This is a genomic window from Paenibacillus sp. Marseille-Q9583, assembly GCF_976954365.1.
Genome location: NZ_CDRJTB010000013.1, coordinates 65,485 through 90,995, shown reverse-complemented (window position 1 = coordinate 90,995; position 25,511 = coordinate 65,485). Strand labels below are relative to the sequence as shown.

The following is a 25,511-nucleotide window of genomic DNA, read 5'->3' as shown; positions in this document are numbered from 1 at the left end:
GCATGGATAGAAAGAGAAGATATCAGGCTTTATTTGATAATATTAATCAATATAACTCAGGTGAGAAGGGCATCACTAGAATTGCCTATACAAATGAAGAGCAGACATGTACGAGTGCTTTCATGCGGATGTGTAAGGCTGAAAATTTAGATATCCGGATGGATCACTGCGGAAATGTGATTGCTAGAAGAAATGGGAAGATAGAAGGGCTCCCACCCGTTGTAATGGGCTCTCACTTGGATACGGTATATCAAGGTGGGAAGTACGATGGTGTAGTGGGTGTAACGGCTGCTTTGGAAGTGATCAAACGTCTAAACGAAAAAGGGATTGAAACGGATCATCCGATCGAAATTATCTCATTTGCCTGTGAAGAATCCTCGCGTTTTGGTATTTCAACAGTAGGCAGCAAAATAATGTCAGGGTTATTTCAGAAGGAGAAATATAGATCTTTGAAGGACAAAGACGGTATTACAATGGAAAAGGCATTTTCGCTATGTGCACTGGATTATAACAGTATTGATCAGGCGAGTAGAGAGAACGAAGAATTAAAAGCGTTTTTTGAATTACATATTGAGCAAGGTCCTGTCTTAATAAACAATAATAAAAGAATTGGAATTGTGACTGGAATTGCTGCGCCCGTGAGGCTTCATATTCAAATATCAGGGAAGGCATCCCACTCTGGAACGACACCTATGAACATGAGAAAAGATGCTTTTCTGGGTGCCTCAGAAATAGCACTTGAGCTTGAAAAAGCAGCTAAACTCGAACAAGAATATGGAACGGTTGCGACCCTTGGGGTGATAGACATCTTAAATGGTGCTATGAACGTGGTTCCGGGAGAAGTGGAAATTAAAATTGATATCAGATCTACTTCAGTGGCATCCAGACAACGTGTGTTAAACCATTTATATCAAACGATATCCTCAGTACAAGAAAGCAGACAACTTGAAATTGCGAGTACGGAGATCATTTCGGAGGAACCTGTCCTATTATCAGATGAGATCAGTCATGTTCTAGAATCCATTTGTGAAGAGAAGGGTATATCCAATCAACGGATGATTAGTGGGGCAGGGCATGATGCTATGAACATGAACAAACTCTGTCCAGTAGGGCTTATCTTTGTTCCTTCTGTAGATGGACTTAGTCATCATCCCAATGAATATACGGATTTAGATGATATCATTTTGGGGATTGATATTTTAGAAGAAGCTGTTCTTCGTTATGCGTTTGTAAGACAAACATAGATTTTTTCACAGTCATGTTCATTATGTTTCTTCACATACTGAACATGGCTGTTCTGCATATCTACTATAGTGTTTTGTTGACAACAACAAAGGAGTATGTTAAATTTATCTTAAGTTAAAGATAATTAATGTAAAGATAATTATTTGAAATAGTATTCTATGAAAAATAGGATGAAATGGTGAAAAGAGATTTTTTTTGAATGATATCTTAACGTTAAGATAATTCAATTAATCTTTCTTGATCTAGGGAATTATATTACAAAATCAAACTAACTTTAGGAGTGTATAATCATGAGAAATTTAAAAGGGATTCACCACGTAACAGCCATCACAAGCAGCGCAGAGAAAAACTACGAGTTCTTCACTTACGTATTGGGAATGCGTCTAGTGAAGAAAACCGTCAACCAAGACGATATTCAAACGTATCACTTGTTTTTTGCAGATGATAAGGGCAGTGCCGGAACGGATATGACGTTCTTTGACTTTCCTAACATATCTAAAGGCGTACACGGAACCAATGAGATCGCCAAGACATCCTTCCGAGTACCAACAGATGCTGCATTAGACTACTGGGTAAAGCGTTTTGATCGCCTGGATGTGAAGCATTCTGGAATTAAAGAGCAATTCGGCAAAAAGACATTATCCTTCGTAGATTTTGATGATCAGCAATATCAGCTTATCTCCGATCAATTTAATGAAGGGGTCGCATCAGGTACACCATGGCAAAAAGGACCGATCCCTTTAGAGTTTGCGATCACTGGTTTGGGACCAATCTTTGTACGTATAGCTGACTTCAGCTATTTTAAAGAAATGTTGGAAAGAGTCATGCTGTTTAAAGAAATCGGACAGGAAGAGGCTTATCATTTATTTGAAGTCGGCGAAGGCGGAAACGGTGCTCAAATTATTGTAGAGCATAATGAGGATTTACCGAATTCACGTCAAGGTTTTGGTACGGTTCACCATGCTGCTTTCCGAGTAGAAGACCGTGCGATGCTGGATGAGTGGACTAAGCATTTTGAAGACTTTGGGTTCCGTACCTCAGGCTATGTGGATCGTCATTTCTTCGAGTCACTGTATACACGTGTTGCTCCACAAATCCTGTTTGAGCTTGCGACAGATGGACCTGGATTTATGGGAGATGAGGAATACGAAACGGTTGGAGAAAAGCTTTCATTGCCACCATTCTTGGAACCTAAACGTGAGCAAATTGAGAAGTTAGTACGCCCTATTGATACCGTTAGAAGCACGATCGATTTCGTGAAAGAGTAAGGAAGGAGCTGGGGAGATTGATATCGATTGATCCAAAGCATAATAGTGAGCGGGAAAATTATAAGTTATTAATTGGTACTGTTATTCCTAGGCCCATTGCTTTTGTCACTACACAATCAGAAGATGGCATTTTGAATGGTGCGCCGTTTAGCTATTTTAATATCGTCTCGTCTAATCCTCCAATGGTTTCACTGTCTATTCAAAGACCAGCGGGGCGATTAAAAGATACAGCCCGTAATATCTATAACAATCATCAGTTTGTTGTGCATATTGTAGATGATGAGAATGTTGGGAAAATCAATCAAACCGCTGCTTCATTGCCAAGAGCAGAAAGTGAAATTGAACTTGCCAATCTTACACCGGTCCAAAGTAAAAATATAGCTGTACCTGGTGTATTGGAAGCAAAGGTTCGAATGGAATGTAAGCTTGTACAAGCGATACCTCTAGGGGAAGAAGAACCTGGAAGTGATCTATTCATTGGCGAAATTGTTCAGTTTCATATCGATGAATCGATTTATCAGGAGGGGCGGATTGACCCTAGAGCCTTAAATGCAGTAAGTCGTTTAGCGGGAGCTAATTACGCTACGATTGGTGAGATTTTTGAAATTGAAAGACCCAAATAATAAACTAAGACCTGTTCGTAAGCGATGAAGCCTACCGAGCAGGTCTTTTTGTGGGCTAATTATAGTTCATCAGCTATGCCAAGCAAAACGTAAGGTTTTCTCTCGAAGTTTATCTGGACTGATCGTTCCATATATGTTATATTGCCATTACAGGAGGTGTTACTCATGGCAAGGACAAGAGAGTTTAACGAGGATCAAGCACTACATCAAGCGATGCTGTTGTTTTGGAAAAAGGGTTATGAGGCAACAAGCATACCGGACTTGCTGCAGGTTATGGGCATTAGCCGATCTAGTCTTTACGATACTTTTTCGGACAAGCAAACGTTGTACATTGCCGCACTGGAACATTACAAAAAGGTTAGCTTCAATAGACAGGCCATTCTTGAACAGGCGTCAAGCGTTAGAGCAGGGATTCAACAATTTTTTGAGCAACATATTACTTCAGCGTACGATACGAGCCTACCCGGCGGGTGTTTTGTAACGAATGCAGCTACAACACTAGAGTCGCGGGATGAAAAAATAAATGAATTGATAAAGACTAGTTTTTTGAATTTAGAACAGGCCTTTTGTGAGCTTTTGGAAAAAGGCCGACAATCAGGCGAAATTGATAAAACCACTGATGTCAAAGCGTGGTCTTATTTATTGCTGAATTTACATCAAAGCATAAATATTATGGCAAAAGCAGATCAAGATCAACAACGTGCCAAAGAGATGATAAAATTTGTAATTGCAGGAATATAAATTTTTTTTGGTTATTCTGGAACGATCGTTCCGTTATTGTGAATCATCCTTAATACGGAGATGAGACTTATGAAAATATCGTTTATCGGGCTTGGGAAAATGGGTTTTCCAATGGCCCAAAATTTGTTGAAAGCTGGTAATGAATTAATCGTTTTTAATCGTACTCGTGAAAAAGCGCAACCCCTAATAGATCAGGGAGCGCATTATGCCGAGACACCATTGGAGGCAGCACAAAAGAGCGATATGGTCATAACCATGCTTTCTGACGATGCCGCTTTGGAGGAGATTGTTGAGGGTCCGAATGGAATTTTGAATGGATTACCGGAAAAAGGAATTCACATATCTGCCAGTACGATCAGTGTAGATCTGGCTCGGAAATTATCCGCGTCGCATGCGGAGAGAAATCAATACTTTGTGTCTGCCACAGTGCTGGGGCGTCCGGATGCCGCTAAAGCCGCTAAATTGCGCATCATTTTGGCAGGTCCGGAGCAAGCCAGACAACAGTTAATTCCTATTTTAGAAGCATTGGGTCAAGAAATATTTGAGATTGGTGATTATAGCGAAGAAGGAAATGTTGTGAAAATAGGCGTAAACTTTTTAATTGCTTCTATGCTGGAAGCTTTATCAGAAACGCAGCTGATGGTAGAAAAGTATGGCATAGAGCCAGCCCGATTTATGGATGTGGTGAATGCTCTTTTTCAATCTCCCTTATATCAGAACTATGGGGCGATAATGACGGAACAGCGGTTTGAACCAGCTGGTTTTAAAATGAAGCTAGGGCTGAAAGATGTTGCACTGGCTATAGAGGCAGCACAGTCCGTCCAAGCTCCTCTACCTTTGGGCCAACTTATCCATCATCATTTATCTGAAGGAATAGCTCGTGGTTATGGTGAGATGGATTGGACAGCTTTAATCCGTTGTCTAGAGCATTCTTCTTAAAAAAATTAAAAGAGGTGTGATAAATCATGGAAATAGGTGTTACTTCGTTCGTAGAAACAAAGCCTGATATTGAGACTGGAATTGTGATGAGTCATGCCCAGCGATTACGAGAAGTAGTCGAAGAAATCGTCCTTGCGGATCAGGTGGGACTTGATGTTTTTGGTATCGGTGAGCATCATCGTGAAGATTATGCAGCTTCTTCACCAGCAATCGTGTTGTCCGCTGCTGCGTCCTTAACTAAACGGATTCGCTTGACTAGTGCTGTGACGGTCCTTTCATCTGCTGATCCTGTACGTGTGTTTCAGGATTTCGCTATGCTTGATGGCATCTCCAATGGACGAGCCGAGATTATAGCGGGCCGGGGTTCATTCGTTGAATCCTTTCCGTTGTTTGGTTATGGCTTACATGACTATGATGAATTATTTAATGAAAATATCGAGCTGCTTATGAAAATACGGGAATCCGAGAAAGTAACATGGAAGGGAGGCCATCGGCCGGCAATTCATAATTTGGGCGTGTACCCGCGGCCCGTCCAAAACTCTTTACCTATATGGATTGGCAGCGGAGGTACGCAAAGCTCAGCCGTTCGTGCAGGACTTTTGGGTCTGCCATTGATGTTGGCGATCATTGGCGGGAATCCAATGAATTTTGCTCCGCTTGTAGAGCTGTACAAGAAGGCGGCGGCCCGTGCTGGACATGATGTATCGCAGCTTCAGGTGGGATCTCATTCGATTGGATTCGTCGCAGAAGATACGGAACGGGCAGCAGATCTCTTTTTTCCATCTACCCAGTACGGCATGAACAAGCTCGGGAAAGAACGAGGATGGTCGTATTACGACCGCTCCAGCTATGATGCGGCCCGAAGCTTTGAAGGTGCATTGTACGTTGGAGATCCGGAAACAGTTGCTCAGAAGATCATTCATCTACGGAAGCATTTAGGTATCACACGCTTTATGATGTATGTTCCACTAAGCACGATGCCGCATGAACTTGTGTTGCGGGCTATAGAACTGCTCGGAACGGAGGTTGCTCCACGAGTCCGAGAGGAAATTGCCAAGTGGGAGGCTGAGAAGGAATAAGGATTATACAAGCAATCATTATTGTATTGGAGGGATTTTCTTGAGTATCGATAAACGTATACTACCAGAATTAAGAGAGGCATATTCACAATTTCCAGGGTTTCAATTGGAAGAGAATTTAGAGTGGAGCAGAAGTTTAGTGTCGGCTCCGTCAGTGAAGAGGTCAGAGCATGTAAACACAACCAGTCGAAAAATCCCGGGTGTTGCAGGGGAGATGCTGGTAAAAATTTATGAACCTGCTGGGCGAAATGCTGACAAGCTTCCAGCTATGTTGTGGATTCACGGTGGCGGATACGTGTTAGGACATCCTGATATGGACGACAAGTTGTGTGAACGCTTTGTTCAGACGGCTAGATGTGTTGTCGTGTCGGTTGATTATAGGCTGGCACCTGAGCACCCCTATCCAGCTGCAATCGAAGATTGTTATGCTGGCTTAGTATGGATGGCAGAGGAGTCGGAAGCGCTTGGCATTGATGAGAATCGGATTGCGATTGCTGGTGCAAGCGGTGGCGGCGGGCTGACAGCAGCACTTGCGCTGATGGCACGAGATAAAGGTGGACCCTCCATTATCTTTCAGATGCCGTTGTACCCGATGCTCGACAACCGTAACATTACGCCATCAAGCCATGAGATTACGGAAGAAGGTGCAATCTGGAACCGGACGGACAACTTAACGGCTTGGAACATGTACCTGGGCGAGGAGAACGATGCCGGCAGGATAACTTCCTATGCGGTACCAACGAGAGCGGAGAATTTAGCTGGACTGCCACCAACCTATACATGTGTAGGTCAGCTTGATCTATTCCGAGATGAGACGATCGAATATGTAACACGACTTGCGCATGCAGGTGTAGATATCGAATTTCACTTGTATCCCGGATGTTTTCATCTTTTCGAAATATTCGTTCCAGAAGCGGAAGTGAGTCAGCGCGCCGTTCAGAGCTATATGGATGCTATGGCCCGGGCACTTCACCCCAAACACTCGTCCTCCCCAAGCGAGAGCTGTTAATAAATCACATACCATATGATCATTGCTCCTTGTTGTAGATTGATATCCTCGTCGATTATGCGAGAAAAGAATCAATACAAGGTGATCATTTCATCATACAAAAAATACACCCCTTAGAATCGACCGGACAAACCATAGGTTTATCCATGTCTATTCTTAGAGGTGTATTTCATAATATTAAAGCGGGTGATCTTAACGAAGCGTCTTGAGCGCACCGCTCCAAGCCAATACTTGATCAAGCATGCCATTTACATTGGTCAGGTGAAGATCCGCTGGTTTGAACACAGAACCGTTCTCGAAATCAGTGAACAGGGACAGGGCTGGATGTACACGAACATCTGCTACAGACAGTTCTCCCAAAATTCCACGTAAATGCTCAGCTGCACGAGCGCCGCCTACGGAACCATAACTTACGATACCTGCTGCTTTGTTGTTCCAAGCTTCACGCGCGTAATCGAGTGCATTTTTCAGTGATGCGGAAATACTATGGTTGTATTCTTGAACGATAAATACGAAACCATCTAACGTAGCAAGCTTTGTATTCCAAGCAGTTGCTTGTTCAGTGGCATCAACTTCTCCCATTAGTGGAAGTTTGAAGTCCGCGATATCTACGATCTCATAATTAGCATCTCCGCGTGCATCTGCGACCTTTTTAACCCATTCCCCTACCTGTGGGCTTAAACGACCTTGACGAGTACTTCCCAGAATGATTCCGATGTTTAATTTAGACATTGTTTGTTCCTCCTCGATTTTTGTTCTACCAAATAGTTTGTCTAGAAATCCCATGAATTACACAACCTTTAAATAAATAATATTAAGCGTGTTACGCTCTAGTTGTCTTTAAGTTAAGTATCTTTAACATGAGATAATAATACCGTGTTTAGTTTACTTTGTCAAGCAACTTAATAATAGTTAGTTTATAATTTTGTCTCACCTTTACAAATTTAGTTGTCTAGAATATAATTGTTTAAGCAACTATTTAAAAAGAAGATGAAATGAGAAGAGGTCTGAGCATGACGACAAAGCATAACCAATCCGAACTTACGTTAGGATTTATGATGGGAACGACCTATCGTAAATTAAGCGCGTTATTCCAAAATGGGCTAAAGGAATATGATATAACACCTGAGCAATGGTCAGTGCTTTTTCAAGTCGACAGAACGGAAGGGCTGATTCAGAAGGATATCGCGAAGCGTTCGGGTAAGGATAAACCAACTACGACGCGAATTCTGGATCATTTGGAGGGAAAAGGACTGGTCTATAAAAGAACCGGGGAGAATGATCGTCGTTCTTTTAAGGTTTATATTACGGAAAAAGGAAGAGCTCTGATTAAGGAGACTTTTCCTATTGAGGATCAAGTCACAGATGAGATTATGAACTGTATTTCCAGCGATGAATATGAGCTGCTCATGGGGTTGCTGCTAAGAATAAATAATCATATTGATCAAATAAATGATGGAGAGTAGGAACGTAAGTTATGCCAGAACAACAAGAACTACGTACGAAACTATGGACCAAGTCTTTTATTGCTTTAACGTTTAGTGCTTTATTTTTATTTATGAATTTACAGATGCTGCTATCTTCATTTCCGTCTTATGTTAAAAGTGAATTTCAAGCCGGAGATATTATGGTCAGCTTGGTTACAAGTGTATTTGCGCTAACTGCGATTGCTTCACGTTTTATGACTGCTTTTCTAATGCGGAGGGTTAGCCGCAATGTACTACTATATATTGGTTTAGCCATCGCGGCCGCCATAACCGGTCTTTATGTGGTAGCAGACTCCATCGGGTCACTATTGTTGATGCGGGTAGGCTATGGGATTGGGTTCGGGATTGCCAGCACGATTATTCCCACGATTGTTTCACAGATTATTCCTAGCAAAAGAATGGGCGAAGGGATCGGCTATTTTGGCTTATCAACCAGTCTTGCAATGTCCATTGGTCCTATGATTGGCTTGAACGTAATGAAGCAATCGGGGTTTGGAACACTGGCGATGATCGGAACATTCACCTTGCTTCTTGCCTTTCCAGTCCTATTGTTCTCACGTTCGCTTCCAGCTGTACCGAAAAAACAGCCTATTGAGCGATCCATTGCACCATCCAAAGCACTCAAGGTTCCTTTTAATACAAAGTTAGTATTGCCTGCAATACTGAATGTCTTACTCGCGATCACATACGGGGGATTACTTAGCTTTATCGCTTTGTTCGGCGAAGCGGTACATTTAGAGCAAGTGGGTTTGTTCTTTTTATTTAACGCGATTACAATCATTATTATTAGACCTATCTCCGGCAGATTATTTGATAAAAGAGGTCCGGCTGCTGTTCTGATTCCCGCTGCGGTTTGTGTTGTCGCGAGCTTAACGGTGCTCTCGTATACGACATCCATGCCAATGCTCATTATATCCGCATTGCTCTATGGACTCGGCTTTGGAGCTATTCAGCCAACTATACAGGCATGGATGCTTCGGACATCTACACCTGCACAGTATGGCATGGCGAACAGTATGTTTTATAACTCAACAGATTTAGGGGTAGCCAGTGGGGCCATTATTCTTGGGGCAATCTCGGCGGCATCCGATTATGGGATGATGTATCGTTATTCTGCTGGGTTCATGGTGCTGTTTCTAATGATTTATATTGGGATTCAGATTACTAAGGCCAGAAGTAACCCTTCAGCTTTAAGTCAATAAGGGATGATTTCAGATTAAGCTAATCTTTAGGTACTATTCATATCGTTTTAAGCTAAGGGGGTTATAGTAATCACATAACCCCCTTAAATATAGACCTTGACCCTGCCGGACGATGGCAGGGTCCTTTTTTTGTTGATGAAGAGGGTAGAGATCGGTAGATTAAGCCAATCTTTATCTACTATTCATATTCTTTTAAGCTAAGAGGGTTATAGTAATCACATAACCCCCTTATAATATAGACCTTGACCCTGCCGAACGTTGGCGGGGTCCTTTTTTTGTGTGAAGAGAGGAAGTACATTATGTCGATGCACTTTTCTGTCGTTATGGATTATGCTTAGAAGAAAGTAATCGATGGGGAGCAGGTTTACGAATGAATATGACATGGAATTTGGATCGTTTATACCCTTCGTTTGAATCGGAGAAGTTAAGAGGGGATCGCGAGCTACTGAGTCAACTTATTATAGATTTAAAAGCCTGGGCTGAGGGCAATCTAAAGCTTGAGGGTGTTTCCGTCGCAGCGATCGAGGACTTTCTAAGACTCTACAACCATTATAAAAGCGTATATGTATGTTTATTAGCCTATGCAGAGTTAACGCTTAGCGCAGACAGCAGTTCTGAGGAAGCCATGAATCTTGCTGATGATATTGAACATTTGAGCTCAGAGATTGCTGGGGTACTTGCTGGTTTTAAACGATGGATTAGCACTTGTGAACATATAGATGAGCTTATCGTTAGCTCAACTTATCTTCTGAAACATCAATTTTATTTACAGGAGCTTCTTCTGCAATCCCGTTATGTGTTAAATGAGGAAGTGGAAGTTGCGATTGCCAGAATGCAGAGCACGGGTTCCAAAGCGTGGGGAAGGCTCTACATGGAGAGCGTATCGAGTACACTTACAGATGTGGTAGTACAAGGGGAAACTAAGAAAGTAACGCTTGCGGAACTAAGGAGTATGGTCTATGAGAATAACGCTACATTAAGAAAAGCGGCTTATGAAGCCGAGGCTGAAGCTTGCAGTCGTATTGCTGGGGTTTGTGCAGCTTGCATGAATGGAATAAGTGGTGAGGCGCTAACGATTTATGGCATGCGTGGATATCAATCTTCTCTGGAAAAGGTGTTAGTGGCATCGCGAATGGACAGTGAAACTTTATCGGCAATGCTCGCCGCTCTTCAGGAGAGTTTGCCAGCTTTTCATACCTATTATCAAAAGAAAGCCGAACTGCTGGGACATTCCACAAAGCTGCCTTTTTACGATATTTTTGCACCGATTGGCGAAGAAAGTGTAAAAATCTCTTACGAAGATGCTCAAAAAACAATTGTCTCTAGCTTCGGAAGCTTTAGCGGGGAATTGGCCAATTTAGCTCAAAAGGCCTTTGATCAGCAATGGATTGATGCAGAACCTAGAGCGGGTAAGGGTGGATATGGGCTCTGCATCGATATTTTTCCGATAGGCGAGAGCAGAATCATGACACAGTTCACTGGAAATGCTATAGATATTAGTATTCTTGCCCATGAGCTCGGCCATGCCTATCATAGCTCCTGTCTGGGAGAAGAAACGATGCTGAACACAGATTATCCGATACCGATTGCCGAAACGGCTTCGATCTTTTGCGAGACGATCGTAAATCAGGCACTACTTACTAGTTCGACCAAGAAGGAAGCACAGCTTCTATTGGAGAGAAGTATTTCCGATGCTGGGTATTATCTTGTAGACTTCTTTGCCCGTTATTTATTTGAGCTTAAATTATATGAGAGAAGAGCCTCAGGTCCGCTTCCTGTTCAAGAGCTGAACGAACTGATGATTGCTTGTATGGTTGAAGCTTACGGTGAGAGCATTGATCCTGATACGATCCATCCTTACATGTGGATGAACAAGGCTGGATATTTTATGGCTGGTTATGAATTTATGAACTTCCCGTATTCTTTCGGACTGTTATTCGCTAAAGGACTCTACGCAGAATATTTAAAAAAGGGCGAGGAGTTCGTCGCCCGGTATCGTCAGTTCCTTAGTGCTACCAGCAAGCATAATATTGCAGATGTAGCAAAGTTTATGGATATTGATGTACATTCCATTGATTTTTGGAGAGTTGCTTTAAAGCTGATTGAAACTGATATTGAGGCATTCATCAGCACAACCTAAACAACTCTCCAGTTGTGATCACAGGTAGCTTCAATTTGGCCGCGTTTTTCAATGTAATTCGTGACAATTTCAGACATGTCGATCAGTACTTCTTTGACAATCGGCTTGCCCTTATACATCTCATAATCTCCACCGCCGCTTGCTCTATAGTTGTTCATAACAACATCATATTCCTTAGAGGCCTCTACAGGCTGCCCACGATGCAGCAGATGGAGGACTCTTTTGCCTACAGGTTTATTGATATGAAGCTCGTAGTGGATGCCTTCCCACATATCATAATTGTAATGTTGCGATTTAGGTTCTACATAAGCAGGGTTAACAATTACATTTCCCTCTAGATCCTTTTGAAAATAGTTGGCGGTTTGTTCCAGTGCCTCTTTTATATCTTGTCCGGTCAGTCTTAGCACAGTTAGCGTGTTAGGATAAATGAAGTTGGAAAGAATATCTCTCCGGGTAATGGTGTTACTGAAGCCCTTGCAATCGTTGCTGAGTAAAGCGGCTGTCGAGATCCGAACTCCTGTAGCCTCCATTTGAACCTTATTCATGAATTCGATAAAGGGATGGTCAGACATGCGGCATTCATCCGCACTAGAAATGGATAGGTCACCGATCACTGTACCTATTTTCTCATCCAACCATGTTTCTGTTTCTGATTCAAGCGTGCTGCTCAGACCTACAATTGTATCATCTACAGATGTTTTGTCATCCAGAGTAAGGAGCTCGGCATGTTTACTCTTAATTTTCCAATACTCGTTTTCTTTTTGAAAGACTACTGAAATTTTACCGAGGGAATGTCCATTACAATCAGGCTGTATGATCGTTACACCATTTAATTCACTAGCGATGGAGCGATGCTGATGTCCGGTAATTAATACGTCTAAACCTTCAACCTCTATACACATAGCGTAAGCTTGATTCTCTCCAGTTAACCTCTCTACAGGTTCTCCGTTAAGTAAATCGCGCTCGAATCCACCATGATAAGCTACAACAAGCAAATCGGGCTGCTCTTCTTCTCGTATAGAGGCACACCAAAGCTTTACAGTCTCTAAAGCATCCTTGAATTGAAGTCCTTCAATATGGACAGGATTCTCCCAGTGGGGAATGTAATGTGTGGTAACCCCGAGAATAGCTACTTTGATCTTTTTGTCTATCCATTTGATGATATAAGGTTTACCGAATGCCGGTTTACTTGTCGTTTGATCTATAATTCCAGCCGATAACCAAGGGAATTTGGAATCTTGAATGGCTTTATTAAGCAGTGGCTTACCAAAATTAAATTCATGGTTACCAATAATTGCAGCGTCATATTTCAATTCATTCAATGCAGCTATGCCTGGATTTAGTTCGTCACTGTACTGTGTGGCTGCATAATAAGCTAGCGGTGTACCTTGAATAAGATCACCGTTATCGAGAAGTATTAGCTCCGGACAATGGGCTCTTTCTTGTTTAATCAGGCTGGCAAGGGTTGCTAAGCCTTTTTGTTGTTTCTCACCCGTACGATAATCAATGGGACTTAAATGCCCATGGAGATCACTTGTTATGAGGATTTCACAAGTTAAGTTATTGTCTTTATTCATGGGTAGCCTCCTACGGATAATAAGTTCAGACCCCATTCTATCAGAAAATTTGGAAACTTTAAGAGATTGGGATAAATTTTACATTTATTTGATAGATAGATGCCTTAGATTTAATACAAAAACTTTATAGTCTAGAAGTACTAAAAAAAGAAAACAGTGGAGGTCTTTCGTTTGAGAAAAATAAGTAAATTCGTACTGCCGCTAATGATGTCTATTACATTGCTTAGTGGTTGTGGTGCTAATAACACTGCTAATACCGCAAACCAAGGATCAACAGATGCAACAAATGCACCGAAGGAAACGGCAGCTCCTGTAGCAGAGGGTTATGTTCCAGAGAAGCTTACCGTACAATTTGTCCCTTCTCAAAATGCAGATACGCTCGAAGCTAAGGCAAAACCTCTTGAAAAATTACTGGGTGATAAACTCGGTATTCCTGTAGAAGTAAGTGTCTCTACTGATTACAACACAGTTATCGAAGCTATGGCTTCCAAAAAAGTAGATGTGGGTTTTCTTCCTCCAACAGCTTACGTATTAGCCAAAGAAAAAGGAGCTGCTGAAGTTATTCTTCAAGCTCAACGTTTTGGTGTAAATGATGAAACTGGCGCTCCAACAGATGAATTAGCTGATTTCTATAAATCTATGATTATCGTTAAGAAAGATTCTGCCATCCAATCCGTGGCCGATTTGAAGGGCAAAAAAATCGCCTATCAAAACGTTACTTCCTCTGCAGGTTTTGTATGGCCGGCAGCAACGCTAATGGATGCAGGACTTGATCCGCTGAAGGATGTACAAGCCATTACGGTCAAGGGACATGACCAAGGCGTACTTGCTGTACTGAACGGTGATGTAGATGCCGCAGCTATTTTCCAGGATGCTCGTAATATTGTTATTAAAGATTATCCGAAAGTATTTGAAGATACCCGTGTTCTTGCCTTCACTGATAAAATCCCTAACGATACGATTTCGGTTCGTTCAGATATGAACAAGGAATGGATGGAGAAGATTCAGCAGGCGTTCATTGATATCGCAGCTGACACAGAAGGACATGCAATTGTTAAAGAAATTTATTCTCATGAAGGTTATGTGAAGTCACAAGATAGCAACTTTGACATTGTTCGTGAATACAACAATAAAGTAAAAACAGAGTAGTCCAAGCCGTTCAAGGATACAACGATGTTGGTGTATAACAGGCATTAAGGATAGCCAGCTCCGGATTCCCCCCCGGATCTGGCTATCTCTTTCTCTTTTATACGATTATACGAAAACACACAAAGGAATGATTTCATGATAAAGCTTCAGAATGTATCCAAGACATATCAAAACGGAACTAAAGGCTTAAACAACATTAATCTGACTATTCCAGCTGGGGAATTTGTAGCTATTGTTGGTCTTTCTGGAGCAGGGAAGTCAACCTTGCTGCGTTCCATTAACCGGCTTCATGATATTTCGGAAGGCGATATTCTTATAAATGGGCAGTCCATCACGAAGGCGAAGGGAAGCCAGCTACGAATGATTCGCAGGAATATCGGAATGATCTTTCAAAGCTTCAACTTAGTGAAACGTACGACTGTGCTTCGTAATGTATTGGCAGGGCGGGTCGGCTATCATTCCACAATACGGACGATAATTGGCAAATTCCCACAGAAGGATATTGATTTAGCCTTCGAGTCACTTGATCGGGTTAATATTGCTGAGAAGGCCTACACACGTGCAGATCAACTATCTGGAGGTCAGCAGCAACGAGTGGCTATTGCTCGTGTTCTTGCGCAGGAGGCGCAAATTATCCTTGCAGATGAACCTGTTGCTTCACTGGATCCACTCACGACCAAGCAGGTTATGGATGATTTGAAAAAGATTAATATGGAGTTTGGGATTACGACCATCGTGAATTTGCATTTTATCGACCTCGCTAGAGAATATGCTACCCGGATTATTGGGCTCCGGGCAGGAGAAGTGGTATTCGATGGTCCTGTATCCGAGGCAACCGATGAGAAATTTGCTGAGATTTACGGCAGACCAATTCATCAGGATGAGTTGTTAGGTGAGCCTGTAAGCGGAGGCATGTGATATGAGTGTGAAAGCAGAGAAGCTACATCCCAAACCACCAAGGAAGATAAAACATTATTTTACAGCCATTATATTAGTAGTATTACTGTGGAGAAGTGCGGTCTTGACCGATTCATCCATCGGAGAGCTGCTCTCCGGTCTGCCAAATATGCTGGATCTGCTTAAGGAAATGTTCCCTCCAAACTGGGGGTATTTTGACAATATTATAGATGCGATGCTGGAGACGATCCGGATGGCATTGGTTGGTACAACGTTTGGTGCCCTTCTGGCGGTTCCCATTGCCCTGCTGTGTGCAAGCAATATTACGCAAAGCCGATGGCTTCATTATCCGGTACGTATGCTGCTGAATTTGATCCGCACAATTCCCGATCTGCTGCTGGCTTCTATTTTTGTTGCCATTTTTGGCCTTGGTGCGCTTCCGGGAATATTTGCTTTGACGGTATTTTCGCTAGGGCTGATCGCCAAGCTTACCTATGAATCGTTGGAGACGATTGAACAGGGACCTTTGGAAGCAATGACTTCAGTCGGAGCAAATAAGATTCAACGAATTATATTCGGCGTCATTCCGCAAGTACAGGCTCATTTCATGTCTTATGTGCTGTATGCCTTTGAGATTAATGTTCGTGCTGCTGCAGTTTTGGGTCTGGTAGGAGCGGGCGGAATCGGCCATTACTATGAGGTGACATTAGGTTTCTTAGAATACGATAAGACTTGCACCATTATCTTGTTCACATTAGCAGTAGTATTGATTATTGATTATGTAAGCACTAAGCTGCGGGAGAAATTAATATGAGTAAATCATGGAATACCCTAGTCCCCAAACCTCGTAAAAATCGTTTCCGATGGCTGATTTATGTAGCATTAGCGGCAGTGTATATTTGGGCTTTTTCGGGAGTGCCGTTTAATGGATTTAAAGAAACCGCCGGGATCATTACTAAGGCAATCTTTGCTGGGATATTCTCACCTGACTGGGCCTTCGTTTATTTACCAGATGGGGAGGATCTGCTTCGAGGATTGCTTGAGACGTTAGCTATTTCAATTTTAGGGACTTTTATCTCGACCTTCATATGTATCCCATTTGCTTTTTGGGCTGCGGTCAACATGAGTAAGGGAAAGGCGATTTCGGGCTCCGGCAAGCTAATGTTAAGCTTTATACGGACATTCCCTGAGATCATTATGGCTTTGCTGTTCATCAAGGCTGTTGGGCCGGGTTCATTTGCGGGTGTACTGGCATTAGGACTGCATTCCGTCGGCATGCTCGGTAAATTGTTCGCGGATGAGATTGAGAATATTGATAACGGTCCACTCGAGGCTTTAATTTCTTCAGGTGCCAGCCGTATGCAGGTGTTATGGTTTGCGGTTGTGCCGCAGGTATTGCCAGGCTTTCTATCCTACACTTTATACAGATTCGAAATTAACGTTCGCTCAGCTACGATTCTGGGTGTGATTGGAGCAGGCGGGATTGGCACACCGTTAATCTTCGCACTCAGTTCACGAAATTGGGACCGTGTTGGAATTATACTACTAGGCATCATTGCGATGATTACGATTATTGATCTGATTTCCGGCATGATTCGGAAGAAGCTAGTGTAACAGAATCGCATAATTACATGTTGGACAGAGACCTCCTTAGGGTATGAATCGAGCCTATGGGGGTCTTTTTATGATTAGCGCACTATTCGGAAAAGCTATATAGAAGTAATAATACTTTTTGTGTTAACATATGTTGGTCTATCAGAATTGTAATGAAGGAGTTGAAGGTTTGGAATCTGCGCTTATTGGCAGCTTTGTTTCAGCAATGGCTACGGTCCTTGGAGCGTTTCCGATCCTGTTCGTGAAGAGGTTATCTGAGAAATGGAAGGACGTACTCGTTGCTTTTACTGCAGGTATAATGGTATCGGCTTCTACATTTGGACTCATGCCGCAAGCGATTAAAGAATCGGGTATTATCGCATTAACCTTGGGCCTGATTACAGGAGTTCTACTGCTTGATTTAATTGAAAAGAACATCCCGCATATCGACGTGGAGAATAAACCCGGATATACCAATATGGATTCCAAGGCGCTGCTCGTTTTGATTGCGTTGTTCATTCATAATATACCAGAAGGTCTTAGTACGGGATTCAGTTATGCCAGCGAGCAGGCGAGTCTGGGTCCCACCGTGGCCATAGCGATTGGTGCACAAAATATGCCTGAAGGATTGATTCTCGCAGTCTTTCTGATGAATTCTAGAACAACTAAGTTAAAAGCATTGGGAATCGTTACGCTTACCGGACTTATGGAGATGGTATCTGCGGTTATTGGGTATTTTACGGCGAGTTACCTACAGAATGTAGTGGGCTATGGTCTTGCTTTTGCCGCCGGGGCTATGCTATTCATCGTCTACAAGGAACTTATTCCAGAGAGTCATGGTCATGGTTACGAACGGCCTTCGACGTATTCTTTTATCTTTGGATTATTGATTATGGTGTATATTACGCAGATATTTGGGTGAGTAGGGTAGAAGGGATTCCAGTGAATCCTGTCGAACAAGAGTAGTTATGATGACAACACATAAACTTGAAAAGCTACCTTTTTACACCTTACTTATTTTTATCGTTGCTGGATCTATTGGGGCGGGGTATTTTTATACCCGTTCCTTTTTGGCGTTGTCGGCTGTGCTCTATGGAGTAACGGCTGAGCTGGAAGCGATCAAGGTCTCTTTACTCTTGCCAGTATCCTTATTATTCTCAAGTCTCTCCGGGAAAAGGCGTGATTAGATCTGGTCAGCTTGGGCTTGGAGTGGCGCAGTGCTAACACTTTTGGGACTTGCTTTTGGTTTGGGGGAAGGTAAGAATCAACGCTCGGTTATGTGAAGGTTGTTTGCTGTGCTTAACACAGCAAAATAGATTACTATTATCGGGCTCTAGAGCGGTACTGATCCTAGCTGTGATTGGAGCCATTGCTTTTGTGTTCATTAATAGAAGCAGTAAGTTCATTTTGATGTTGGTGGTGGTTTTACGGTTCTAGCCCCTTCTTATATGTAAAATATGTTCATCAACATAATTTGCAGATTGCACTGGATGTCGGAGTGAATGGGTGTTGGTGTTCATCGCAATGATTGTTATGTTGAAGAAATTGGATGAAAGTCGAAAATAACGTGGTGTATATTAAAAAATACATTGTTATTTGTTAGATTATGTCTTACTATAGGTAAGTATTTCCATCACATACATATTTAATGAGGAGAAGATTGTCTGCGGTTTTCATTCTACTACAGGAGCTCCTTTTTGAAGAAGGTTGTGGGAGGTATTCAGCGAACAGTATGAAAAAGTTATTTGGTTCAGAAGAATACTGAGATAATCCATTAGTAACCCAACGGGTAATCTAATGTTCTACATACTAAGGGATACATCAATTACATCTAGGGGGAAATATGTCTATGCAAGTGAAGAAGTCCGTATTCATCAGTTCATTAGTAGTGTGCAGCTTAGTGTTCGGGGTAGTTGGAGCGGGAGCAGCAAATGGTATCACAAAGATTCAAGCCGCTTTAAATTCAAATATCAAGTTTAAAGTTGATGGTAATTCATGGCAACCAAAAGATAGTAATGGAAAGAATCTCTCCGCGCTTGTCTACAACGGTACTACCTATCTACCATTACGTTCTACAGCAGAGGCTCTTGGTGTCAACTTGTCGTTGAACAGCGCAACACAAGTGATTTCACTGGATAGTGGTTCCGCAAACGGGATTCCTTATAATGATGCGACGACTCCAATCACATCTCCAAGTACAAGCACATCATCGACTCCAGTCACATCTCCAAGTACAAGCACATCATCGACTTCTAGTGATATCAAGGTACTCTCTGGAACTACATCACAAATGACTAGCAAATTAAAGGAACAAGCTGTGATTCTTCTTAAAATGTACGGAGATTCCCTATTAAGTGGAGATACTTCCAACTACGCCGCTTATTTATCGAAAAATGTATCCACTTCTCGTGAGAATTCGGGAACTTCTTTGGGTGATGACTACTTTATAAATAATTATTCTGATTTGATAACAGGTACAAAAAAAGCGAATTCGGCATCAACTCTCAATTCCTTTGCAAAGGCTTTACAGAATGCTAAACTTTCTGATATTGAGGTTGGGCTTATCAGTGATAAAAATGAGTACTTCCAACGTTTCAGCTTCTCTTTTCAGCCGAAAGACTTTAATGCTCTCAGTACTGTTTACGTCTATTTTTCATATGATGTAGAGACCTATAACAGTAGCACTTATATACTGTCAGAAGCCTACGTAGACTAGGAACTCGAACATAAATATCTTTCAATCAAGCCTATTCTTCGGAGTAGGCTTTTTATTTTGACTTTAAAGTTGACTTCATTTATATACTGTAATGAGGTGAGAAAACGGACGTGCCAGATAATGTAGTAATTGAATTGAACTCTGTTATAAACGCTGTGCGCAGAAGTTTGCACCTGAGAAGGCAATTTCTCGTCAGGAAATGGTTGTCATGCTAATGAGTGCAATTGATCTCCAAGCTTTAATCTAAAATGTTTAAAAAAACGGCCAATGAAGTGCCAGAGCAGCTTAAGCTGCCTGACCTCATTGGCCGTATCGCAGAAACGGTTTCAACCTCTAAAAGTACGGTAATGCCGTTTCCTCTTGTTTAATCTATAATTATCCTCGCAAAATCGTCTCGATTTGCTCCAGCTCTTCTGTGCTTAGCTCCGGTGCATTCAAGGAAGCGACAGCATCTTCAATCTGACTCACCTTACTTGCGCCGATTAGAGCAGAAGTGACTTTACCTCCGCGGAGTACCCAAGACAACGCTAGCTGAGACATTTTTTGTCCACGTGCAGCAGCAATCTCGTTCAGTTTGCGAACTTTGCCGATCGCCTCTTCAGTAATAGCATTTTCGGACAGGAATACACTAGGTCCAGCAGCACGAGAATCAGGAGCGATTCCGTTTAGATAGCGGTCTGTCAGAATGCCTCCTTGTAGTGGGGAGAACACAATCGAACCGATGCCTTCCTCAGCTAATACATCCTGCAAGCCATCTTCAATCCAGCGGGACATCATGGAGTAGTTAGGTTGATGAATCAGGCATGGCGTTCCTAGTCGACGCAGAATTTGTGCCGCTTCGCGTGTCTGTTCAGGGCTGTAATTCGAAATCCCAACATACAGCGCTTTACCTTGACGTACAATAAGATCCAGCGCAGCCATAGTCTCTTCCAGTGGTGTATTCGGATCTGGACGGTGGTGATAGAAAATATCTACATAATCAAGGCCCATACGTTTCAAGCTTTGGTCTAGACTGGAGACTAGATATTTCTTGGAGCCCCATTCGCCATAAGGACCGGCCCACATATAATATCCAGCCTTAGTAGAGATGACCATTTCATCACGATAAGGAGCAAAATCCTTCTTAAGGATTTGACCAAAGCTTTCTTCTGCGGAGCCAGCTGGGGGACCGTAGTTATTAGCGAGATCAAAATGAGTGATTCCAAGATCGAAAGCTCTTCTTGCCATGGCGCGACCATTCTCGAATAAGTCGTTTCCGCCAAAGTTATGCCAAAGTCCTAGCGAGATCGCCGGAAGGAGTAGACCGCTTTTTCCAGTGCGGTTATATTTCATATTGTCATATCTGGTAGCGCTTGCGTTATACATCATTATTTCCTCCTAAAAAGACTTATTTCTGATTACGTTACGTCCTTATTGTAGCGAAAGATCCCGGACAAACGTATGTCAGCAAGGAAGAAGTTTATAGCACAATGTCATTTTCGAGATGACGGACACGGTATTCTTTTGGAGAACAACCTTTCACCTTCTTGAACATTCGCGAAAAGAGTAAAGGGTCCTGATAGCCGACGGAACGCGAGATCTCACCGATAGTACAGAGGGTTTCTGTCAGAAGCTCGCATGCTTTAGCGACTCGGTAATTCAATAAATACTGCTGTGGTGGCATACCAATGGTCCGTTTGAACAAGGAAGATAAATATTTGCGATCCAGCTTGAGAGAAGAAGACAGCATTTCCACCGAAATGTTCTCACAATAATGTGTATGCAAAAAGTGGAGACTTTGCTCGACGTAAATACTCTTTTGACGCGGTAAAGGAAGTACATCCGGAACAGCTGGCACCGCTTGTAGCAAGAGGGAGAAAAACTCATACATGATCGCTTTTAGCGGCAGGTCAAGACAATCTGAATTGTCGGCTGCTTCTGTCATGCGTTCGTAGAGATTAGGCATAAGCTGTTTATCCATCGGGAAGATTGGCTGCTCAGGGGTCAAGGAGGTTTTGGATAAGATATATGATACCTGTTCTCCGGTAAAGGCTACCCAGGAATAGATCCAAGGATGGGTCAGGTCCGCTGCATAAGAAGTAACGATATGAGGGTAGGTAAGAAAAGCTTGTCCCGCTTGCAGGATATGGGTTTGTTCACCCACAGATACCTTTCCAGTTCCCTCATGAATGAAATGTATTTTGTAAACGTCACGAACCCCGGGTCCGAAAAAATGCCCAGGTAGACACTGCTCCCGCCCCCAGTAATGGAGATGCAGATCGGGATTTCCTCTAAAGGGACGCTCAGAATTATAATTAAATATCGCCATGAATGCTTCAGTCTCTTTCTTTTATAGAGTTAACTAAGGGTGATTATGTCCACTCTCTTTTATTATACAGCATATTTTAGTGGGAATATTACTTGGAATGGTTTGCGAATTCTGTAATAGAAGTTTATCCCGGCTCAGTTTGGTTAAGTAAGCTATGAAGCTGAACGTATGAGCTAACTTCGATCACTAGGAGGTAATGGAGATGAATAAGAGAATAGTAGGTGTCTTTGCTGCCGAATACGAAGCTTCGAGGGCTATTGAAGAGTTGAAACGTCAAGGCTGCAGAACAGAGGACCTATCGATTATCGCGAGAAATACAGAGAGTGCGGATACGCTTAGAGATGAATCAGGCAACCAAGCGCCGGAAGGAATAGCTACTGGTGCAGCTACGGGTGGTCTGCTGGGTGGATTAACTGGACTCTTGATGGGGATAGGCGCTTTGGCTATTCCAGGCATCGGGCCGATCATTGCAGCAGGACCGCTTGCGGCAACACTTGCTGGAGCGGCAATAGGTGCAGGCAGCGGTGGATTAGTTGGCGGTCTTATTGGACTTGGCATTCCTGAAGAGGAGGCCAAGCGTTACGATAACTATGTAGATGAAGGCCATATTCTTGTAATGGTGGATGTGGAGGGCGAGCAGAAAGAGGAAGAAGTGAAGCGGATCTTCGTACAGCATAATAGTCTGAACGCAGACCGTTTTGAGGAAATTGCGAATAAAAATACAGCTGAGAATCGAAATTATGATGGTAGTGTAAAGGAAAGTGATGCGCTCCGGGCAGCTGATCAACAAGAGGCGAGAAATCTAGCTCAAGCTACCGGAACCTTGGATGCCATGGATACCTTAGCGAGTGAGCGTATTAGAAATAAATAAGATATGAAAAGATATTTAGTAAAAAACAGACTATTTCACTAGCCAAGGGTGAGCTGGTGAGATAGCCTGTTTTTTTGTGTAATGCTATAGAGAGGCAACATTCTGTCTAACGGTTAGTCCATCCGGTATTTCTTTGCCAGGCAGGAAATGAATGCTACGGATGTAGCGGATTGTTCGACTCTGTGCCCGCATGATGACCGAATGCGTCTCAGCGCGCTCTTTGCCGATAAAACGGACACCGTTCAGAAATTCACCTGAGGTTACGCCAGTGGCGGCAAAGAGTACGTCGCCTGTGCCAACCATGTCCTCCATGTATAACACTCGTGTAGGATTAGAAATTCCCATACGGACACAGCGCTGCTGCTCAAGAGGTCCATCGGGAAGCAAACGGCCCTGCATTTCTCCACCAAGACATTTCAGTGCGGCAGCGGCAAGGACGCCTTCAGGTGCTCCGCCCGAGCCCATGTACAAATCAACATCGCTATCCGGCAGGGCTGCCGCAATAGCGCCAGCCACATCGCCGTGACCGAGTAGCTTAATCCGTACACCCGCTTCTCGAAGACTATGAATGAGCTGCTCATGCCGTTTGCGGTCTAGTACCATTACGGTTAGCTCGGAGAGGGACTTGCCGCTGAAGAGGCATGCTTTCTGGAGAGTGACCTCCACAGGGTCTTCAAGACTAAGCTTCCCGGCAAGCTCAGGACCGCAAGCGAGTTTCTCCATATAAATGTCTGGAGCATGCAGTAGGCTGCCCTTATCTGCTATGGCAATCACGGATTGGGCATTGTGAAGACCACAGGCCACCACTTCAGTGCCTTCCAGAGGATCGACGGCTACATCGACAGAAGGACCCTTTTGATTCCCGACTTTCTCGCCAATATAGAGCATTGGAGCATCATCCATCTCTCCTTCACCAATGACGACCGTTCCGTCGATGGAGACAGAATCAAACATGGAGCGGATGGCGGTTGTGGCTGCATCATCTGCCGCATTTTTATCTCCCCGCCCGATCCAGCGAGCTGAGGATAATGCACCTAGTTCAGTTACCCGTACAATCTCAAGAGCCAGTTCGCGATCCATTCTAATTCCCTCCAGTACATCCCATAAATTTTAATCTGAATGTTAGATATAACCCATAATAATACCAGCGGTTTCTTCTATAGCTTTGTCGGTAATATCGATTACAGGACAGCCTAGCTTATTGAACAGAGAAGAGGCATATTCCATCTCCTCTGTAATCCGCTTCAGACTTGCATATTGGGAGCCAGTCGGTAACCCAAGCGCCTTCAGCCGCTCGGAGCGAATCTTCAGCATATACTCCGGCTTCATGGTTAGTCCGATCAATCGGTTCGACGGCAAGCTTAGCAGCTCTTGCGGAGGAGCAATTTCTGGAATAATCGGATAGTTAACGACCTTTTTGCCCCGATGGGCCAAAAAGATACTAAGTGGTGTCTTCGAAGTACGGGACATCCCTAGTAGAACGATATCGGCCTTCAGCATAGCGCCGAGATCGCGGCCATCATCACAGGCAACTGTGAATTCAATAGCCTCCATACGGCGGAAGTAGTTCTCATCAAGCTGGTGCAATAAACCCGGTCGCTGCTGAGGAGCATCGTCAAATGTATCAATGAAAGCTTGCATCATTGGGCCCATGATATCGACGATACGAAGGTCAAGCCGTACAGCCTCTTCTTTAATCATTTCTCTTAGCTCCGGCTGCACCAGCGTATAGACGACAAAACCTTTATGCTGCGCGGCTTCTTCCATGAGCTTCCGGAGCTCATCTTCATGTCTAATGTTCCCGTATCTTTTGATGGTGATCTGCTGATTCTGGAATTGATGAATGACGGCCTGCACGACAGCTTCCGCCGTATCTCCTATAGAATCTGAGCAGATCGTTATTAGGTTGGAAGATTGCTCGATGCTCATGAATTCCTCCTGTTATCCTTTGGCTTCTAGTTCGAGGAGAAGTTTTACGATAGCAGTTTTCGTCAAGCGTCCTATGACATCCAGTTTCGTACCATTGTCTTCTTTGACGCTGGGAACAACTACCGGTAAACTATCTACCTCGTGAAAAATCATTTTATGTGCGGCATCAAGCACCGTCTCATCTGGTGAAGTTGTGACCACTTTGGGCTGGCGTGTCATGACCATGCTTACGGGCATGGATACAGCACCCGGATTGCCAAGGGTTACTTTCAGGAAATCCTTACGTGAAGCAACACCGGTGAGCTTGCCCTCTTCATCACAAATAATAAGGGTGCCAACATCCTGTAGAAATAGCGTAACTACGGCATCTTGAACCGTAGTAGTCTCACGGATAATAATAGGTACACTTTGAATCTCTTTTACCTTTGTCTCCTGCAACAAATAATTGCTTCCCAGACGATTAGATGATTTGAGTCCTGGGAAGTAACCGACTTTAGGTTTAGCATCGATATATTTGAGCATAACCAGAACAGAGAGATCGGAGCGAATCGTTGGCCGTGTTAAGTTCAGACATTCGGCAATCTGTTCGCCGGTAATCGGAGCTCTTTTGTTCACAATATCAATGATTTCTAGTTGACGTGATGTCAGTTCGATCGCAATTCCCTCCACTTCAGATAAAAAGGCACTCCTCTTTAGAAAAGAAGCGCCGTTAAGCGAATCCTCCTTTCATATATGAGT

The 25,511-nt window shown here is 43.1% G+C and carries 25 protein-coding genes; 18 read left to right on the top strand and 7 right to left on the bottom strand.

Going from position 1 to position 25,511, the window contains the following annotated elements; all coding sequences use genetic code 11:
- Nucleotides 1-2 precede the first annotated feature (2 nt).
- The 7 genes from ACWNM1_RS08985 (at nt 3) to ACWNM1_RS08955 (ending at nt 6,904) form a co-directional block, all read left to right on the top strand.
- Nucleotides 3-1,244, top strand: coding sequence for an allantoate amidohydrolase (locus ACWNM1_RS08985; RefSeq protein ID WP_449600726.1), 1,242 nt, complete (start codon nt 3-5; stop codon nt 1,242-1,244).
- Between the two features lie 291 nt (nt 1,245-1,535).
- Complete coding sequence (locus ACWNM1_RS08980; RefSeq protein WP_449600725.1) at nt 1,536-2,513, top strand: ring-cleaving dioxygenase; 978 nt, start codon at nt 1,536-1,538, stop codon at nt 2,511-2,513.
- Between the two features lie 17 nt (nt 2,514-2,530).
- Nucleotides 2,531-3,136 (top strand): flavin reductase family protein, encoded by a 606-nt coding sequence (locus ACWNM1_RS08975; RefSeq protein WP_449600724.1) that lies wholly within the window; start codon nt 2,531-2,533, stop codon nt 3,134-3,136.
- A gap of 165 nt (nt 3,137-3,301) precedes the next feature.
- The gene (locus ACWNM1_RS08970) at nt 3,302-3,877 is read left to right on the top strand and encodes a TetR/AcrR family transcriptional regulator (protein WP_234531240.1); all 576 of its coding nucleotides are present in this window, start codon (nt 3,302-3,304) and stop codon (nt 3,875-3,877) included.
- Between the two features lie 69 nt (nt 3,878-3,946).
- On the top strand, nt 3,947-4,816 hold the full coding sequence (locus ACWNM1_RS08965) for an NAD(P)-dependent oxidoreductase (RefSeq protein WP_449600723.1): 870 nt from the start codon (nt 3,947-3,949) through the stop codon (nt 4,814-4,816).
- Nucleotides 4,817-4,842: 26 nt separating this feature from the next.
- Entirely contained in the window at nt 4,843-5,895 is a 1,053-nt protein-coding gene (locus tag ACWNM1_RS08960) for an LLM class flavin-dependent oxidoreductase (protein ID WP_449600722.1), read from the top strand.
- Nucleotides 5,896-5,935: 40 nt separating this feature from the next.
- A complete protein-coding gene (locus ACWNM1_RS08955; protein ID WP_449600721.1) occupies nt 5,936-6,904 on the top strand; it encodes an alpha/beta hydrolase in 969 nt (322 codons plus the stop codon).
- Nucleotides 6,905-7,096: 192 nt separating this feature from the next.
- On the opposite strand, the gene ACWNM1_RS08950 is transcribed toward ACWNM1_RS08955, so the two are convergent.
- A complete protein-coding gene (locus tag ACWNM1_RS08950; RefSeq protein WP_042124617.1) occupies nt 7,097-7,636 on the bottom strand; it encodes an NADPH-dependent FMN reductase in 540 nt (179 codons plus the stop codon).
- 281 nt (nt 7,637-7,917) lie between these two features.
- Between ACWNM1_RS08950 and ACWNM1_RS08945 the strand changes: the two genes are divergently transcribed.
- The 3 genes from ACWNM1_RS08945 (at nt 7,918) to ACWNM1_RS08935 (ending at nt 11,733) form a co-directional block, all read left to right on the top strand.
- Nucleotides 7,918-8,370: a MarR family winged helix-turn-helix transcriptional regulator gene (locus ACWNM1_RS08945; protein ID WP_042185346.1), complete on the top strand. Its 453-nt coding sequence runs from the start codon at nt 7,918-7,920 to the stop codon at nt 8,368-8,370.
- 11 nt (nt 8,371-8,381) lie between these two features.
- Nucleotides 8,382-9,593, top strand: coding sequence for an MFS transporter (locus tag ACWNM1_RS08940; RefSeq protein ID WP_449600720.1), 1,212 nt, complete (start codon nt 8,382-8,384; stop codon nt 9,591-9,593).
- A 370-nt stretch (nt 9,594-9,963) separates the two neighbouring features.
- The gene (locus ACWNM1_RS08935; protein WP_449600719.1) at nt 9,964-11,733 is read left to right on the top strand and encodes a M3 family oligoendopeptidase; all 1,770 of its coding nucleotides are present in this window, start codon (nt 9,964-9,966) and stop codon (nt 11,731-11,733) included.
- Here ACWNM1_RS08935 and ACWNM1_RS08930 read toward each other — a convergent pair.
- On the bottom strand, nt 11,730-13,310 hold the full coding sequence (locus ACWNM1_RS08930) for a bifunctional metallophosphatase/5'-nucleotidase (protein ID WP_449600718.1): 1,581 nt from the start codon (nt 13,308-13,310) through the stop codon (nt 11,730-11,732). The two genes, ACWNM1_RS08935 and ACWNM1_RS08930, sit on opposite strands and share 4 nt — an antisense overlap.
- 171 nt (nt 13,311-13,481) lie before the next feature.
- Between ACWNM1_RS08930 and ACWNM1_RS08925 the strand changes: the two genes are divergently transcribed.
- The 7 genes from ACWNM1_RS08925 to ACWNM1_RS08895 all read left to right on the top strand — a co-directional run bounded on the left by ACWNM1_RS08925 (nt 13,482) and on the right by ACWNM1_RS08895 (nt 19,665).
- Nucleotides 13,482-14,459: a phosphate/phosphite/phosphonate ABC transporter substrate-binding protein gene (locus tag ACWNM1_RS08925; RefSeq protein ID WP_449600717.1), complete on the top strand. Its 978-nt coding sequence runs from the start codon at nt 13,482-13,484 to the stop codon at nt 14,457-14,459.
- Nucleotides 14,460-14,594: 135 nt separating this feature from the next.
- Entirely contained in the window at nt 14,595-15,377 is a 783-nt protein-coding gene (phnC, locus tag ACWNM1_RS08920) for a phosphonate ABC transporter ATP-binding protein (RefSeq protein WP_449600716.1), read from the top strand.
- A gap of 1 nt (nt 15,378) precedes the next feature.
- Complete coding sequence (phnE, locus tag ACWNM1_RS08915) at nt 15,379-16,170, top strand: phosphonate ABC transporter, permease protein PhnE (RefSeq protein ID WP_449600715.1); 792 nt, start codon at nt 15,379-15,381, stop codon at nt 16,168-16,170.
- A complete protein-coding gene (gene phnE, locus ACWNM1_RS08910; protein ID WP_341147231.1) occupies nt 16,167-16,970 on the top strand; it encodes a phosphonate ABC transporter, permease protein PhnE in 804 nt (267 codons plus the stop codon). The genes phnE (ACWNM1_RS08915) and phnE (ACWNM1_RS08910) overlap by 4 nt, the downstream gene beginning before the upstream one ends.
- Nucleotides 16,971-17,139: 169 nt before the next feature.
- Nucleotides 17,140-17,871 (top strand): ZIP family metal transporter, encoded by a 732-nt coding sequence (locus ACWNM1_RS08905; RefSeq protein ID WP_042185362.1) that lies wholly within the window; start codon nt 17,140-17,142, stop codon nt 17,869-17,871.
- A 46-nt stretch (nt 17,872-17,917) separates the two neighbouring features.
- Nucleotides 17,918-18,136 carry a hypothetical protein gene (locus ACWNM1_RS08900; RefSeq protein ID WP_449600714.1) on the top strand — a complete coding sequence of 73 codons (219 nt, stop codon included), beginning with the start codon at nt 17,918-17,920 and terminating at the stop codon, nt 18,134-18,136.
- Between the two features lie 662 nt (nt 18,137-18,798).
- On the top strand, nt 18,799-19,665 hold the full coding sequence (locus ACWNM1_RS08895; protein WP_449600713.1) for a stalk domain-containing protein: 867 nt from the start codon (nt 18,799-18,801) through the stop codon (nt 19,663-19,665).
- A 375-nt stretch (nt 19,666-20,040) separates the two neighbouring features.
- Here ACWNM1_RS08895 and ACWNM1_RS08890 read toward each other — a convergent pair whose 3' ends face one another.
- The gene (locus tag ACWNM1_RS08890) at nt 20,041-21,030 is read right to left on the bottom strand and encodes an aldo/keto reductase (protein ID WP_449600733.1); all 990 of its coding nucleotides are present in this window, start codon (nt 21,028-21,030) and stop codon (nt 20,041-20,043) included.
- Between the two features lie 94 nt (nt 21,031-21,124).
- Nucleotides 21,125-21,973 (bottom strand): AraC family ligand binding domain-containing protein, encoded by an 849-nt coding sequence (locus ACWNM1_RS08885; RefSeq protein WP_449600712.1) that lies wholly within the window; start codon nt 21,971-21,973, stop codon nt 21,125-21,127.
- 202 nt (nt 21,974-22,175) lie between these two features.
- On the opposite strand from ACWNM1_RS08885, the gene ACWNM1_RS08880 reads away from it, so the two are divergent.
- On the top strand, nt 22,176-22,844 hold the full coding sequence (locus ACWNM1_RS08880; protein ID WP_449600711.1) for a general stress protein: 669 nt from the start codon (nt 22,176-22,178) through the stop codon (nt 22,842-22,844).
- An 84-nt stretch (nt 22,845-22,928) separates the two neighbouring features.
- Here the strand turns inward: ACWNM1_RS08880 and glpX are convergent, their stop codons facing one another.
- The 3 genes from glpX to ACWNM1_RS08865 are packed head-to-tail and all read right to left on the bottom strand — an operon-like array spanning nt 22,929 to nt 25,442.
- Nucleotides 22,929-23,924 (bottom strand): class II fructose-bisphosphatase, encoded by a 996-nt coding sequence (gene glpX, locus ACWNM1_RS08875; protein WP_076283979.1) that lies wholly within the window; start codon nt 23,922-23,924, stop codon nt 22,929-22,931.
- Between the two features lie 42 nt (nt 23,925-23,966).
- Entirely contained in the window at nt 23,967-24,773 is an 807-nt protein-coding gene (locus tag ACWNM1_RS08870; protein ID WP_449600710.1) for a pyruvate, water dikinase regulatory protein, read from the bottom strand.
- Nucleotides 24,774-24,785: 12 nt separating this feature from the next.
- Nucleotides 24,786-25,442, bottom strand: coding sequence for a helix-turn-helix transcriptional regulator (locus ACWNM1_RS08865; protein WP_449600709.1), 657 nt, complete (start codon nt 25,440-25,442; stop codon nt 24,786-24,788).
- Between the last annotated feature and the right edge of the window lie 69 nt (nt 25,443-25,511).

What these genes read in the sequence shown, in the direction of transcription:
- ACWNM1_RS08880 (WP_449600711.1), top strand. Translation starts at nt 22,176, where the DNA reads ATGAATAAGAGAATAGTAGGTGTCTTTGCTGCCGAATACGAAGCTTCG.
- ACWNM1_RS08985 (WP_449600726.1), top strand. Translation starts at nt 3, where the DNA reads ATGGATAGAAAGAGAAGATATCAGGCTTTATTTGATAATATTAATCAA.
- ACWNM1_RS08940 (WP_449600720.1), top strand. Translation starts at nt 8,382, where the DNA reads ATGCCAGAACAACAAGAACTACGTACGAAACTATGGACCAAGTCTTTT.
- ACWNM1_RS08980 (WP_449600725.1), top strand. Translation starts at nt 1,536, where the DNA reads ATGAGAAATTTAAAAGGGATTCACCACGTAACAGCCATCACAAGCAGC.
- ACWNM1_RS08970 (WP_234531240.1), top strand. Translation starts at nt 3,302, where the DNA reads ATGGCAAGGACAAGAGAGTTTAACGAGGATCAAGCACTACATCAAGCG.
- phnC (WP_449600716.1), top strand. Translation starts at nt 14,595, where the DNA reads ATGATAAAGCTTCAGAATGTATCCAAGACATATCAAAACGGAACTAAA.
- ACWNM1_RS08890 (WP_449600733.1), bottom strand. Translation starts at nt 21,030, where the DNA reads ATGTATAACGCAAGCGCTACCAGATATGACAATATGAAATATAACCGC.
- ACWNM1_RS08930 (WP_449600718.1), bottom strand. Translation starts at nt 13,310, where the DNA reads ATGAATAAAGACAATAACTTAACTTGTGAAATCCTCATAACAAGTGAT.
- ACWNM1_RS08935 (WP_449600719.1), top strand. Translation starts at nt 9,964, where the DNA reads ATGAATATGACATGGAATTTGGATCGTTTATACCCTTCGTTTGAATCG.
- glpX (WP_076283979.1), bottom strand. Translation starts at nt 23,924, where the DNA reads ATGGATCGCGAACTGGCTCTTGAGATTGTACGGGTAACTGAACTAGGT.
- ACWNM1_RS08960 (WP_449600722.1), top strand. Translation starts at nt 4,843, where the DNA reads ATGGAAATAGGTGTTACTTCGTTCGTAGAAACAAAGCCTGATATTGAG.
- phnE (WP_449600715.1), top strand. Translation starts at nt 15,379, where the DNA reads ATGAGTGTGAAAGCAGAGAAGCTACATCCCAAACCACCAAGGAAGATA.
- phnE (WP_341147231.1), top strand. Translation starts at nt 16,167, where the DNA reads ATGAGTAAATCATGGAATACCCTAGTCCCCAAACCTCGTAAAAATCGT.
- ACWNM1_RS08885 (WP_449600712.1), bottom strand. Translation starts at nt 21,973, where the DNA reads ATGGCGATATTTAATTATAATTCTGAGCGTCCCTTTAGAGGAAATCCC.
- ACWNM1_RS08945 (WP_042185346.1), top strand. Translation starts at nt 7,918, where the DNA reads ATGACGACAAAGCATAACCAATCCGAACTTACGTTAGGATTTATGATG.
- ACWNM1_RS08895 (WP_449600713.1), top strand. Translation starts at nt 18,799, where the DNA reads ATGCAAGTGAAGAAGTCCGTATTCATCAGTTCATTAGTAGTGTGCAGC.
- ACWNM1_RS08900 (WP_449600714.1), top strand. Translation starts at nt 17,918, where the DNA reads ATGATGACAACACATAAACTTGAAAAGCTACCTTTTTACACCTTACTT.
- ACWNM1_RS08870 (WP_449600710.1), bottom strand. Translation starts at nt 24,773, where the DNA reads ATGAGCATCGAGCAATCTTCCAACCTAATAACGATCTGCTCAGATTCT.
- ACWNM1_RS08965 (WP_449600723.1), top strand. Translation starts at nt 3,947, where the DNA reads ATGAAAATATCGTTTATCGGGCTTGGGAAAATGGGTTTTCCAATGGCC.
- ACWNM1_RS08950 (WP_042124617.1), bottom strand. Translation starts at nt 7,636, where the DNA reads ATGTCTAAATTAAACATCGGAATCATTCTGGGAAGTACTCGTCAAGGT.